Below are 12783 nucleotides of genomic sequence, written 5' to 3'. Positions count from 1 at the left end.
GCTCAGGCGGTCTCGGTGGAATCGGTCTTGGCCGCGCGCGCAGCGCGGGCGCGCGGACCGTGAAAATAGTCCTGGATCCAGGGGTGATCGATCTGCTCGACCTCGGCCAGCGGCGCATTGGCGATCACCTTGCGATCGGCCAACACCGCGATGCGGTCGCAGATGGCGTACAGCGTATCCAGGTCGTGGGTGATCAGGAACACGGTCAGGCCCAGGGCCTGCTGCAAGGTGCGGATCAAACGGTCGAAGGCGGCCGCACCGATCGGGTCCAGTCCGGCGGTGGGTTCGTCCAGGAACAGCAGCGGTGGATCCAGCGCAAGCGCGCGGGCCAGGCCGGCGCGCTTGCGCATGCCGCCGGACAATTGCGAAGGCAGCTTGTCCAGCGCATCGGCGGGCAGGCCGGCGAGCTTGATCTTCAGCAGCGCCAGTTCGAAATACCAGCGCTCGGGAAACTCGCCGTGGTGTTCCTTCAGCGGCACCTGGACGTTTTCGCCCACGGTCATCGACGAAAACAGCGCCCCGTCCTGAAACAACACGCCGGTGTTGCGGGTGATGTGCTGGCGGTCGGCGAACCGGCCCGAGCGCGCGTCCGCGCCCAGCACCTGGATGCTGCCGGCGTCGGGTTCGCGCAGGCCCAGGATGCTGCGCATCAGCACCGACTTGCCGGTGCCCGAACCGCCGACCACGCCGAGGATTTCGCCGCGCCGTACATCTAGATCCAGGTCTTCGTGCACGGTCTGGCTACCGAAACGGTTGGTGAGCCCGCGCACGGAAATCGCCAGCTGTTCGTTGTCGACATCGGCCTGTGGGCCGGGATCGGGGCGTGGGGATTCGGGATTGATCACGGCACCGTCCTCTCCGATACCAGTGCAAGCGCCGCGCTGCGGCTTTGTGCAAATCCCGAATCCCGAATGTCGAATCCCGGCTCCATCACCACCCCATCTTCATGAACCACAACGCCGCAATCGCGTCGAGAATGATGACCAAGGAAATCGTCTGCACCACCGAGGAGGTGGTGCGTTCGCCCACCGATTGCGCGGTTCCGCTGACCTTCAGCCCTTCCAGGCAGCCGATCAGGCCGATCACCAGCGCAAACAGCGGCGCCTTCGAGAGCCCGACCAGGAAATGCCGCAACTGGATGGTGTCGTGCATGCGCGCCAGGTACATCTGCGGCGGAATATCCAGGTCGAACGCGCCCACGGTGACGCCACCGGCCAGGCCGGCGATCATTGCGATGAAGGTCAGCAGCGGCAGGGTGAAGATCAGCGCGAGCAGGCGCGGGATCACCAGCAGGTCGATCGGGTCCAGGCCCAGCGTACGGATCGCGTCCACTTCCTCGCGCGATTTCATCGCACCGATCTGCGCGGTGAAGGCGCTGGCGGTGCGGCCTGCCAGAACAATTGCCGTCAGCAGCACCGCGAATTCGCGCAGGAAGGCGATGGACACCAACTCCACCACATAAATTTCCGCACCGAAGTCGCGCAGGATGGTCGAGCCCAGGAAGGCGATCACCGCGCCCACCAGATACGACAGCAGCACCACCAGCGGCACCGCGTCCAGGCCCACCTGCTCCATGTGATGCACGGTGGAGGTCAGCCGGAAGCGCCGCGGCTCGTGGATCAGCCGCATGATCTTGACCAGGTTTTCGCCCAGAAAACTGTTCAACTCCAGGATGTCCTGGCCGACGCGGTGGGTGGCCCGGCCCAGGCGGTCGAGCGCGGCGACGAAGCCGTAATCGCGTTTGGGCTTGGGGCGCTCGTCGTTGAGTTCCTCGATGGTGCACACCAGTGCCTGGTGTTCATCGCGAAAATCGATCGCGTCTTCCTTCAGGCCCATGCGACCGGCAAAGCGCAGCAGCTGCAGTACGCCGGCCGAATCCAACTGCTGGATGCCGCGCGCGTCGATGCGGCGCACCCCGTCGGGCACGGCCTGCAGCAGTTCTGCCTGGGGCAGGGCGGTCGCCAGGACCCAACTGCCAGCGAGGCGGACCTGTGCCTGATCCTGCGAGTCTTGTTCGATGCGTGGAGGTTGCGGTTTGATCATGGGTGGCCTGTCCGTGGCGCCAGCATACAGGGCCAATGTGAGCGACGGATGGGGACGCAACCGCAGCGGCGTGCCGAGGGCCGTCGATGAGGGCCGTCGATGAGGGCGCCGGCCGCACGTGCTGCGGCATACACTGGCGGCCTCGCCGGACACGGCGTTTCTCCGATCCGACCCGCCACGCATGTCCGCTGCCACCGTTGTCCTCCCGTCCGCCAGCGCCACCTACGCCCAGCGCGTCGCCTTCGTGTCCGAAATCGCCGGGCGCCTGCATTCCTATGGCACCACCGCGCAACGGCTGGAAGCAGCGGTGGTGGGGTTGTCGCAGAAGCTGGGCCTGGACTGCGAGCCCTGGTCCAACCCCACTGGCATCATCCTGAGCTTCAGCGACCCGACCAAGGCGATCGGCTCCAGCGACATCACCCGGGTGATCCGCCTGGCCCCGGGCGAGAACGATCTGTACAAGCTGAGCGTGGCCGACTATGTGGCCGACAGCGTGGCCAACGGCCGCATGAGCATCGCGCAGGGACACACCGCCTTGCGCCGGCTGGACCGCGAGGTGGACCGGCGCGGCAAGACCCTGCAGGTGCTGGCGTTCGGGCTGGCCGCCGCCGGCGTGGCCGGGCTGTGGAAGCTGCCGTGGCTGGATATCGCCACGGCCGGGGCGATCGGCATGTCGATCGGCCTGCTCACCCAGTACACCGACAAGCGCGCTGCCAGCAAAGAAGCCGGCGAGGCGCTGGCCGGCCTGCTGGCCGGGGTGGTGGCGGCGCTGGTGGCCTCCCTGCTGGGGCCGTTGAACCTCAATACGGTGATCATCGCCTCGCTGGTGGTGCTGTTGCCAGGCATGTCATTGACCAATGCGTTCAACGAGCTGGCCAGCCAGCACTGGGTCTCCGGCACGGCGCGTCTGGCCGGTGCGGTCACCACGGTGCTCAAGCTGACCGTGGGTGCGGTCATTGCGGTGACGCTGACCCAGCTGGTTGGCCTGCATCCCCAGGTGGCCGCGTTGCGGCCGCAGGCCGGTTGGGTGGAATGGGCCTCGTTGGTGGTGGCCGCTTATGCGTTTGCGGTGCTGTTCAAAGCCAATCGACGTGACTATTTATGGATCATGGCGGCGGCTATGTCAGGTTATGTCATTGCGCGTTATGCAGGACATGCCTGGGGCGGCCCGGCCGGTGTATTCGCCTCGGCAATGGCATTGACCGCTGCGGGAAATTTATTCGGGCGCGTGGTGCACAAGCCCGGTGCGTTGATCCGATTGCCTGGCATCATCATGCTGGTTCCCGGGAGCGTCAGTTTGCGTGGCTTTTTGACCCTGGTGCAGCAACAGGATGTCAGCGTCGGACAAGCCGCACTCTTGGCAGTGACCAATATCGTAATGGCATTGATGGCCGGATTGCTGTTTGGCAATCTGCTCATTCCTGCCCGCAAGAATTTATAAGGGGAAACACCCTGCAATAAAAACGCCGGCATGGCCGGCGCTCTTATTGGTTTGAATCAAGCGGCCTTGGACTTCTTGGCGGCGCGCTTGGTCACGGCTTTGCGCGGCGAGGCCTTCTTTGCGGTTGCTTTTTTCGCGCCGCTGACCTTGCTGATCAGGAAGTCTTCTACCTTCTTGCCGGCGGCGGTCAACTCGGCCAGCCAGCGCGGCTGCTTGCCACGGCCGGTCCAGGTTTCCTGGGCGTTGCCGGGGTTGCGATACTTCGGCGGCACCTTGCCCAGCTTGCGGCCGGCACGCGGACCCGGCTTGCCGGCACCCGCCGGACGGCCCGGGCCGGCACTGGCAGAAGCACCAAACAATTCTTCGATGGAATAACCCTGGGCTTTTGCAGCGCGGACCAGCTGCGTGCGGACCTTGGCGATCGGCGCGCGCTTGGCAACCACGGTCTGCTGCTTCTTTGCATTTTTGATCAGGGCGCTCAACTGCTTGGCCGACAGGCCACTAAGATCGATCGACATCACTGCTCCGGAAGATGAGAGAAAAAGAATGCCGGTCCATGGCAGCGGTGGCCATCATAAAGTGAGAAAACCGGTGTGACAAATGCGCCGAAATAATTCGGCGCTTTGTGTTCATCCATTTGAAGCCGATGCCCGGGTTTGATCAATGCCCCAGGCGGGAGAATAACCCGGCTTTATCCAGGCTTTCCGCTGCATCGGCGGTACGGGCGCGATATTCAAAAGTGCCGGCCGCCAATCCACGTTCCGAGACCACTACCCGATGCGGAATGCCCAGCAATTCCATATCGGCGAACATCGCGCCCGGGCGCAGTCCGCGGTCGTCCAGGGCGGCATCCAGGCCGGCGGCAAGCAATTGGTCCAGCAAGGCCTGGGCGGCGGCGAGCACCTGCGGGTCCTGCTTGGGATTGATCACGCAGACCACCACCTGCCACGGCGCCATCGGCGCGGGCCAGATGATGCCGGCATCGTCATGGTTCTGTTCGATCGCCGCGGCCACGATGCGCGAAATGCCGATGCCGTAGCAGCCCATCTTCATCACCGCCGCCTTGCCACCTTCGTCGATGACGGTGGCTTGCAGCGCCTGCGCGTACTGGCTGCCAAGCTGGAATACATGGCCCACCTCGATGCCGCGAGCCAGGCGCAGTTCGCCGCCATCGGCCGCGCGTTCGCCTTCGACCACGTTGCGCACATCGGCCACGGTCTCCGGTTCGGGCAGATCGCGGCCCCAGTTGACGCCGACCAGGTGGGCGCCGGACACATTCGCGCCGACCACAAAATCGGCCAGTGCGGCGACATCGCGGTCGGCCACTACGCGCACCGGGCGCGCGGTGTTGACCGGACCCAGGAAGCCCGGCTCGCAGCCGAGGTGTTCGCGGATTTCGCTTTCGTTGGCCAGGCGGTAATCGGCCAGTCCGGGCACCTTGGCCAGCTTGATCTCGTTGACCGCGTGATCGCCACGCACCAGCACCAGCACGAAGCCGGCCTGCGTCATCACCGCCACCGACTTGACCGTGCGCTGCAGCGCGATGCCGAGCAACTGGGCCACGTCTTCACAGGTCTTCTGGGTGGGCGTTGCCACCTGCTGCATCGCTTCGCTGGCCGCGGCGCGCGGGGCAGGCGGTGCCGCACTGGCGGCTTCCACATTGGCGGCGTAATCGGAGCCAGTGGAGAACGCCAGCGAGTCTTCGCCGGAGTCGGCGATGACGTGGAATTCCTGCGATGCATCGCCGCCGATGGCGCCGGAATCTGCCTGCACGGCGCGGAAGTCCAGTCCCAGGCGGGTGAAGATGCGCGTATAGGCGGCGCGCATATTGTCGTATTCGCGCGCCATGTCCTCGTCGGTGAGGTGGAACGAATACGCGTCCTTCATCAGGAACTCGCGCGCACGCATCACGCCGAAGCGCGGGCGGATCTCATCGCGGAATTTGGTCTGGATCTGATAGAAATTCAGCGGCAGCTGCTTGTAGCTGTTGATCTCCTGGCGCGCGAATTCGGCAGCGGCCTCTTCGGCGGTGGGGCTGTAGCAGAACTCCTGTTCCTTGCGGTCCTTGATCTTGAGCAGCTGCCCGCCGAACTTTTCCCAACGCCCGGTGGCGTCCCACAGCTCGCGCGGCTGGATGGTGGGAAACAGCACTTCCACTGCGCCGGCGCGGTTCATCTCCTCGCGCACGATGGCCTCGACCTTGCGCAACACGCGCAGGCCCAGTGGCGACCAGGTGTACAGCCCGGAGGCCAGCTTGCGGATCATGCCCGCGCGCAGCATCAGGCGGTGGCTGACCAGCTCGGCGTCGGCCGGGGTTTCCTTGGTGGTGTGCAGGTGGAACTGGGAAAGACGCATCGGGCTTCGCTTGGGCGGAAAGCCGCTAGTTTGCCAGTCTCGGGCCCTGCCGGTCATCGCCGGGCGCGCGTTGCGGATTGTCGCTGGCCAGGGCGGACCGGTGCGGGGCGGCTCAAGTGGCTGGCTTGCCGGCACACGTGCGCCATAGGCTGCGCGGTCGTCCGCATACATCCGTCATCGGTGCCCGGCGATCGTGCAGCTGTTGGGGCCGCGCTTCGTCTACGACTACGCAGGTGCGGCCATCAGGTCGGGCGCGCTGGCTCGGCCGGTGCTCGCGGCACCAAGGTGCTTGGCTCCAGCCCGGCGGCGGGACGGCAATCCCGTCCTGGCACCTCTTCCCGGCTCAGGTGGCCGGGCCGCCTGGGGCTGCCGGCTTGCAATAGGCCTTGACGGCGGCGTCGGCCAGGTTCCTCTGGGTCGCACGGGCATCCTGGTCCAAGACGGCGCCAGGCTTGCCGTCGGCGCCGGCCGCCATGGAGACCTCTCCCTTGCCGCTGAGCAGTTCCAGATTGCGGCGCGCGGTGAGGCAGTCGGCCGATTCGGGCGCGGCCGTCTCTGCAGCAATGGCGGCGGTGCCGCTGCGCGCGTCGATTCGGCGCGCTTCATAGCGCTGGCCGGTCGGTGGCGGGGTTTCGGTGTAGTGGGTCACGCCCTTGGCATCCTTCCACTTATAAAGATCGGTCGCGCCGGCGGCGGCGCTGACCAGCATCAACAGGGCGCAAAGCCCGGACGACAGTTGCATGTGGCTTCCCCTGGATGATTCCCGTCGCGATTGCAGCATCCGCAGCGGGCGCTGGCAAGTGATGGGCGCGCAAGGTGCTGAACCGGCAGGCGCGCTACCGCCGGACAGACCTCAGGCCCTACACTTGGCGGATGGATGAGATGAGACCGCCCCCGCGCTCGCGCACGATTTACCTGCTGCCGAACCTGTTCACCACTGCCGGGCTGTTTTCCGGTTTCTACGCCATCATCGCCGCCGCCAATGGGCAGTTCGTCCAGGCCGCCATGGCGGTGTTCGTGGCCGCGGTGATGGACGGGCTGGATGGCAGGGTGGCGCGTCTGACCAATACCAGCAGCGAATTCGGTGTGCAGTACGACTCGCTGGCCGATCTGGTCAGCTTCGGCATGGCGCCCGCGCTGGTGATGTACCACTGGTCGCTGTCGGCGCTGAAGTACGACAGTAGCGTGATGGGCCGGGTCGGTTGGTCGGCTGCCTTTTTGTATGCGGCCTGCGCGGCGCTGCGGCTGGCGCGCTTCAACACACAGGTCGGCGTGGTCGACAAACGCTGGTTCATCGGCCTAGCCAGCCCGGCGGCGGCTGGATTGATGATGTCCTTCGTTTGGGCCTTCGCCGACGACAGCCTGGGCTTCGATGGCGAGCAGCTGCGCTATGTGGCGCTGGCGGTCACGGTGGTGTCGGCGCTGCTGATGGTCAGCCGAATCCGCTTCTGGAGCTTCAAGGGCGGCGCGCGCGGCCCGCGTGCCGACCGCGTGCCGTTCCTGGCGCTGGCGATCGCCACGGTGGTGATTGCGCTGTTGGTGATCGATCTGGCGCGCTCGTTGCTGGTGATCGGCGTGCTGTACGCCTTGTCGGGTCCGTTGATGTGGCTGTGGCGACGCTGGCGGCGCGTGCCCGAGCTGCCATGAGCCAGTTTTCGTGAGCGACTCAATGAGCGAGCCGATGTGGTCCGATCTGCAGGTGTCGTATCTGCAGGCATTGGGGCATACCGTGTACCTGGATCGCGATGCGGTCGATGCGTTGCCCGCGCCTGTCGAGATTGCCGAGCGCGCACCGATGGCCGCGCCGGCGCGTGTGGAGCGGGCGCTGCAACCTGCAACGGCCAATGCGCCCGTCGCGCGGCGGAATGCACCGGCGGCACCGGCCGAAGCGCCACGTGCGCCCAGCACTGCGCCAGCGTCGGTGCCGCAACGGCGCAGCCGGGTCGGCATGCCGGATCGCCTGCAGATGGCCTTGCTGCGCGCATCCGGCTGCAATCCGGGCGATCCTGCGACCCAGGCCTTGATGGCATCCTGGCCGCTGGCGGAACTGCGCGGCAATCCGGCCGCCAAGCGTGCACTGTGGCCGCAGCTGCGCGCGCTGCGTCGGCGCCGGGACCCGGCGTGAGCGCATTGAATGCGCCGCAACCCAACTCGCTGCGCGCAATGCGCGAGAGCGACCTAGATGCGGTGATGGAGATCGAGCTGCGCGCCTATCCGTTTCCGTGGACGCGCAACATCTTTCGCGACTGCCTGCAGGCCGGATATCCCGGCTGGGTGATGGAGCAGGGCGGCCGGGTCATCGGCTATGGTGTGATCAGCATCGCCGCCGACGAGGCGCACGTGCTCAACGTCTGCATCGCACCGGAGGCGCAATCGCAAGGCCACGGTCGCGTGTTGCTGCGCGCGCTGATCAAGGGCGCCTGCGATCGCGGTGCGCGGCGCGCGTTTCTGGAAGTGCGCCCGTCCAACCCCTCGGCCATCGCGCTGTACCACTCCGAAGGCTTCAACGAAATCGGCCGGCGCCCGCGCTACTACCCATCCCACACCGGACGCGAAGACGCGTTGGTGATGGCGATCGAGTTGTTCTTCGAAGGATTTTCCTGAGCGCACGCATTCGTCGTTGAGGGAGCGGCCAGTTGGCGTTGTTGCGCCGGATGCCGGCGCTGATGGTCTTCGATTCGATGCTTGTGCTGAGCGATTGCAGGATGCACCTGCGCATGGAGCGTTTGGTATCTCGCTTGCGCAACGAGCTCGCCTTGCCCTACCGAATGGCTTGGTGAGGTCGCAGCGAACCGGTCGCCGGAGCGGTCGATGGCGGCGCTGACCCATGCGCATCAGACGCGTGGCGTCCAATGATGCTGCGCCCGTGCAATCGATCTGACCGTGGTCATGCGGCATGCTGGCCACATTGGAGCGAGGGGCGTGCGCCTTGCGTACAACGTGGGCCGACGCGCCCGTCTGCGGGGTGGCGAATGTTTCGCCATGGACCGATAGGCGCTTTTGCGTTGCTCCAGTCGTAGGCGGGCGGCGCTTTCGTGTTGAATGCCGCGGCGCGGCAATGGATTGCAACGACTGGTACGCCGAAAAACAGATGTATTTGAATGGTGGCGTGCATTCTCGCGTGGCACGCCCCATGGCGTGACCCGCAATCTTGCTGCGTTGCAGTGTCCTTGCGCTGTCTCTGCGTGTCCTGATCGCAGCGTTTTGTCTCTTCTTTTGTGTCTCGCAAGCGTTTGCGTGATTGCGCATGCATATCCGAAAAACGTCTAGATACAAGCGGTTGCAATGCTCCTAGTATCGGCTCCGCGGAATGGAATATTCCATATCTGAATAATACGTTCCGAGTCTGCTGGACCAGGGGTGCGCCGCAGCGCGGCGCATCGAACCCATTCGAGGGAGAGATCAAGATGAAGCCGAAATTTTCGACGGCGGCCGCCGCGTCGCTGTTCGTTGGGTCGTTGCTGCTCACCGGCGTTGCCTATGCCGATGCGGCGTTGGAGGTTGCAACCACGGGCTGGGCGACCCAGAACGGCGGCACCAAGGGCGGCTCCAAAGCAGCTACCGCCAATATCTACACCGTCAAGAACGCCGCCGAGTTGAAAGCAGCATTGAGCGCAAGCGTCGGGAGCAACGGGCGCATCATCAAGGTCAGCGGCATCATCGATATCAGCGAAGGAAAGCCTTACACCAAAACCTCGGACATGAAGACGCGCGCGCGTCTGGACGTGCCCACCAAGACCACGCTGATCGGCATCACCAGCAACGCTGAAATTCGCGAAGGCTATTTTTACGTCAAGGCCAACGACGTCATCATCCGCAATATCACCATCGAAAATCCATGGGACCCGGAGCCGGTCTGGGACCCGGAGCCGGTCTGGGACCCGGATGATGGCAGCGCCGGCAACTGGAATGCGGAGTACGACGGCCTGACCGTGGAAGGCGCCAGCAACGTGTGGGTGGACCATGTCACCTTCACCGATGGCCGCCGTACCGACGATCAGAATGGCACTGCAAATGGTCGTCCGAAACAGCACCACGATGGCGCGATGGACATCAAGAAAGGCGCCAATTTCGTCACCGTCTCGTACTCGGCCTTCAAGTCGCACGAAAAGAACAACCTGATCGGCTCCAGCGACAGCGCGTCCAGTACCGACAGCGGCAAGCTCAAGGTCACCATTCCCAACACCCTGTTCGAAAACATTTCTGCGCGCGCCCCGCGCGTGCGCTTCGGTCAGGTGCACCTGTACAACAACTACCACGTCGGCAGCACCAGCAATACGGTGTATCCGTTCTCCTACGCGCATGGCGTGGGCAAGGAGTCGAAGATCTTCTCCGAGCGCAACGTGTTCGAGATCAGCGGTGTCAGCAGCTGCGACAAGATCGCCGCCGACTACGGTGGCAGCGTGTATCGCGATCAGGGTTCGCTGCTCAACGGCAAGGCGCTGTCGTGCTCGTGGAATACCAACATCGGCTGGACACCGCCCTATACCTACAATCTGCTGTCGGCAGACAAGGTCGCTGCAGACGTCAAGGCGAAAGCAGGCGCCGGCAAGCTGTAACTGCCGCTGGCTGCAGGGCTGCAAACGCGGTGCAGCACCCAGTTGCACACCGCCCGCAGTGATGCGGGCGTTATGCGTTTGGCGTGGTGATGTATGTGGTCTGGGGGGGGGGCATTGCATCGTGGAGCTGGGAAATGCTTGCAGCACCCTTGCCTTTCCATGCCGATCCATGACCGCTGGACACGCTGCAGGTACGTCCTTGCCGCTCCCTGCGTGGCGTCCATGTTGCGTCAGTGTCGTGCGCAATGGCGGTGCCGCGCACGCGCTAGGGCCCTGCAACCGTGCAGGGCACCGGCGTCGCTCAATCCTGCGCGGCGTTATTGGCAGCCTGGCCCGGGGTGCATACCGGTTTCAGACGTTTGTCCACCAGCTTGCCCATGAGCCGGTCGCTCAACGGCAGCATGTCGCCGTTGAGGCGCCAGTCGTAGATCACGCTGAAAGCCAACACGCGCGCGACATAGTCGCGGGTTTCATTGTAGCTGATGGTTTCGATCCAGAAGTCCGGCTCGAAATTCGGCCGCTGCGATTGCCAGCGCCCGGTGGGGCCGGGACCTGCGTTGTAGGCGGCAATGGTGAGGTAGGGCAGCCCGTAGGTGTTGAGCAGCTGGCGCAGATACGCCGTGCCGATGGCGATGTTGATGTCCGGCTCATAGAGGCTGCTTGCACCCGCATAGCCGGGCAGGGCGATCCCCTTGGCGACGGCCGCGCCAGTGCCAGGCAATACCTGCATTAGGCCCATCGCGTTGGCCGGCGAGCGCGCGCGCGGATTGAAGATGCTTTCGGCACGGATTTCCGCAGCCACCCAGGCTGGGTCGATCGCATTCTTGGCGGCCTCGCGACGAATGCTGTCGTCGTGGTGCAGGGGGAAACGCAACGCATAGAGCCGTTGTTCGTCCGGCTGCTTGCCGAGCGCGAACACCGCACGGTCGAACCAGCCGTTGTCGCTGGCAACTTCCACTGCCAGGCGGCGCTGTGTGTCGTCGAAGCGGGTGGCGGCATCGTTCCATTCGGCCACGGCCCAACCGGGGCGATCGATCTGAAATAACGCGATTGCGCGGACCAGGGCCGGGTCGCGCGCAACGGCGGCCTTTGCCTGTGCGCTGTCGTTGGGCTCCCAGGGGCAAAGCCGGTAAGGTTGCCGCAGGCGGTCGGCGGCCAGGAAGCCGTGGAAGGTCGGCGATTGCGCGGCGGCGCGATACAGCGGCTGGGCCGCCGCCGCAGCGCCGGTCTTTTCGGCCAGGCGGGCTTCGAAGTACTGCCAGCGTGAGTCGCTGCGCTGGCTCGCCGGCATCTTGCGAATCGCGGCCAACGCCGCCGGCCAGTCGCCGCGCGACATCGCCTCACGTGCACGCCATTCGTGCAGGCGTTCGTCGTAGGACGCGTCCGGTACGGCATTGAGCCGACGCGCCGAATCCGGCAGATACGAGGCGACGGTCCACAATGCGATCTGATACAGCACCTGCCCACGCTGCGCCTGGCTGAAGCCGAGCGCACTGGCAAGTTGCGGTAGCTGCTGCTCGGCAGCGTCGGGATCGCTCTTGGCCAACTTGGCCAGCCCGTCGACCGCGATGCGGCGGCTGCGCTCGGTCTTGGGCCAACCTAGTGCGCGCGGGTGGACCTTGTCGAGAAAGGCAGCGTAATCGATGGCCAGCGTCAGATCGGCCGCCGGCAGACCACGCGCGGCGGTGCGCATCACCGCAGGCTGCTGTGCATCGGCAGCGGCTTCCACACGTTCCCAGCGCAGCGCCAGAGTAAGTTCGCCGCGCGATTCCAGCCCGGCAACCACTGCATCGCAGGCATCGGGCAGCGCCTTGCCGTTGCGCCACAGCGTCAGCGCATCGCGGCTCCATTGTGCATCGGCCTTGCCAGTGGCCAGGCGCGCGGTCAGTTGCGCGCAGCGCAGGCCGACGTTGTCGGTGGACTTCCAGTTGGCCAGCAGCGTGTTCCAGTCTTGCCGCCGCGCCACCGCCGGCAGCCACGTGTTGCGGAAGCTCTCAGCCACGGGCTGGCCGGCATAACGCTGCAAAAATGCTTGCGCCTGCGCATTGGAGACGGTGTCGATACTGCGCTTGAGCGCGGCAAATTCCAGCCATCCATACAGCGGATGGCGGCTCAATGCAGCGAGCTGGCCGGCATCGGTCTGGCCGCGCTCTGCGGCCGCGATGGCATCGCGCATGGCAGTCAGCTGTGGGTCGAGGGTTTGCGCGTGCAATGCGGTGCTGCCAAGGCACAGCAGGCCGATGAAAACAGTGGCAAGGCGGGGGGCATAAGTCATGGCGCGATGATACCCAAGCACGCCTGAGCGCCTGAGTGAATACGCGTCATTGCGCGTGATGGAGATGGCCGTCTTCGCTTGCATGCGCAATGGGTCGAGCACGCACGTGT

12 protein-coding genes are annotated in these 12783 nt (G+C 65.1%); 6 read left to right on the top strand and 6 right to left on the bottom strand.

Features of this window, described 5'->3' with window-relative positions; genetic code table 11:
* Positions 1 to 2: 2 nt before the first annotated feature.
* The gene (locus F7R02_RS14170) at positions 3 to 845 is read right to left on the bottom strand and encodes an ABC transporter ATP-binding protein (RefSeq protein WP_005913466.1); all 843 of its coding nucleotides are present in this window, start codon (positions 843 to 845) and stop codon (positions 3 to 5) included.
* An 85-nt stretch (positions 846 to 930) separates the two neighbouring features.
* Positions 931 to 2043, bottom strand: a complete 1113-nt coding sequence (locus F7R02_RS14165; RefSeq protein WP_003484189.1) for an MlaE family ABC transporter permease — start codon at positions 2041 to 2043, stop codon at positions 931 to 933.
* 181 nt (positions 2044 to 2224) lie between these two features.
* Between F7R02_RS14165 and F7R02_RS14160 the strand changes: the two genes are divergently transcribed.
* Positions 2225 to 3484, top strand: coding sequence for a threonine/serine exporter family protein (locus F7R02_RS14160; protein ID WP_005920776.1), 1260 nt, complete (start codon positions 2225 to 2227; stop codon positions 3482 to 3484).
* Between the two features lie 56 nt (positions 3485 to 3540).
* On the opposite strand, the gene F7R02_RS14155 is transcribed toward F7R02_RS14160, so the two are convergent.
* From F7R02_RS14155 to F7R02_RS14145, 3 genes are all read right to left on the bottom strand, one after another.
* Positions 3541 to 4002, bottom strand: a complete 462-nt coding sequence (locus F7R02_RS14155) for an H-NS histone family protein (RefSeq protein WP_005920774.1) — start codon at positions 4000 to 4002, stop codon at positions 3541 to 3543.
* A gap of 142 nt (positions 4003 to 4144) precedes the next feature.
* The gene (locus F7R02_RS14150) at positions 4145 to 5839 is read right to left on the bottom strand and encodes a proline--tRNA ligase (protein WP_003491014.1); all 1695 of its coding nucleotides are present in this window, start codon (positions 5837 to 5839) and stop codon (positions 4145 to 4147) included.
* A 343-nt stretch (positions 5840 to 6182) separates the two neighbouring features.
* Positions 6183 to 6581, bottom strand: a complete 399-nt coding sequence (locus tag F7R02_RS14145) for a DUF4124 domain-containing protein (protein WP_005913471.1) — start codon at positions 6579 to 6581, stop codon at positions 6183 to 6185.
* A gap of 131 nt (positions 6582 to 6712) precedes the next feature.
* On the opposite strand from F7R02_RS14145, the gene pssA reads away from it, so the two are divergent.
* From pssA to F7R02_RS14125, 5 genes are all read left to right on the top strand, one after another.
* A complete protein-coding gene (gene pssA / locus F7R02_RS14140) occupies positions 6713 to 7486 on the top strand; it encodes a CDP-diacylglycerol--serine O-phosphatidyltransferase (protein WP_005913472.1) in 774 nt (257 codons plus the stop codon).
* A gap of 22 nt (positions 7487 to 7508) precedes the next feature.
* A complete protein-coding gene (locus F7R02_RS14135; protein WP_029829439.1) occupies positions 7509 to 7964 on the top strand; it encodes an alanine acetyltransferase in 456 nt (151 codons plus the stop codon).
* Positions 7961 to 8443 (top strand): ribosomal protein S18-alanine N-acetyltransferase, encoded by a 483-nt coding sequence (gene rimI / locus F7R02_RS14130; protein ID WP_167521033.1) that lies wholly within the window; start codon positions 7961 to 7963, stop codon positions 8441 to 8443. The genes F7R02_RS14135 and rimI overlap by 4 nt, the downstream gene beginning before the upstream one ends.
* A gap of 32 nt (positions 8444 to 8475) precedes the next feature.
* Positions 8476 to 8619: a hypothetical protein gene (locus F7R02_RS26380; protein ID WP_155400525.1), complete on the top strand. Its 144-nt coding sequence runs from the start codon at positions 8476 to 8478 to the stop codon at positions 8617 to 8619.
* 627 nt (positions 8620 to 9246) lie between these two features.
* A complete protein-coding gene (locus tag F7R02_RS14125; protein WP_078591227.1) occupies positions 9247 to 10398 on the top strand; it encodes a pectate lyase family protein in 1152 nt (383 codons plus the stop codon).
* Positions 10399 to 10699: 301 nt separating this feature from the next.
* On the opposite strand, the gene F7R02_RS14120 is transcribed toward F7R02_RS14125, so the two are convergent.
* On the bottom strand, positions 10700 to 12673 hold the full coding sequence (locus tag F7R02_RS14120) for a transglycosylase SLT domain-containing protein (RefSeq protein ID WP_139371102.1): 1974 nt from the start codon (positions 12671 to 12673) through the stop codon (positions 10700 to 10702).
* Positions 12674 to 12783 lie beyond the last annotated feature (110 nt).

The sequence above is a fragment of the Xanthomonas cissicola genome (assembly GCF_008801575.1).
In the GTDB taxonomy this organism is placed as follows: domain Bacteria; phylum Pseudomonadota; class Gammaproteobacteria; order Xanthomonadales; family Xanthomonadaceae; genus Xanthomonas; species Xanthomonas cissicola.
This window is presented reverse-complemented; position numbering and strand designations above follow the sequence as displayed.

Excerpts from the sequence above, each read along its gene's own strand:
- F7R02_RS14165 (WP_003484189.1), bottom strand. The coding sequence starts at position 2,043 with ATGATCAAACCGCAACCTCCACGCATCGAACAAGACTCGCAGGATCAG.
- F7R02_RS14160 (WP_005920776.1), top strand. The coding sequence starts at position 2,225 with ATGTCCGCTGCCACCGTTGTCCTCCCGTCCGCCAGCGCCACCTACGCC.
- F7R02_RS14155 (WP_005920774.1), bottom strand. The coding sequence starts at position 4,002 with ATGTCGATCGATCTTAGTGGCCTGTCGGCCAAGCAGTTGAGCGCCCTG.
- F7R02_RS14150 (WP_003491014.1), bottom strand. The coding sequence starts at position 5,839 with ATGCGTCTTTCCCAGTTCCACCTGCACACCACCAAGGAAACCCCGGCC.
- F7R02_RS14145 (WP_005913471.1), bottom strand. The coding sequence starts at position 6,581 with ATGCAACTGTCGTCCGGGCTTTGCGCCCTGTTGATGCTGGTCAGCGCC.
- pssA (WP_005913472.1), top strand. The coding sequence starts at position 6,713 with ATGGATGAGATGAGACCGCCCCCGCGCTCGCGCACGATTTACCTGCTG.
- F7R02_RS14135 (WP_029829439.1), top strand. The coding sequence starts at position 7,509 with ATGAGCGAGCCGATGTGGTCCGATCTGCAGGTGTCGTATCTGCAGGCA.
- F7R02_RS14125 (WP_078591227.1), top strand. The coding sequence starts at position 9,247 with ATGAAGCCGAAATTTTCGACGGCGGCCGCCGCGTCGCTGTTCGTTGGG.
- F7R02_RS14120 (WP_139371102.1), bottom strand. The coding sequence starts at position 12,673 with ATGACTTATGCCCCCCGCCTTGCCACTGTTTTCATCGGCCTGCTGTGC.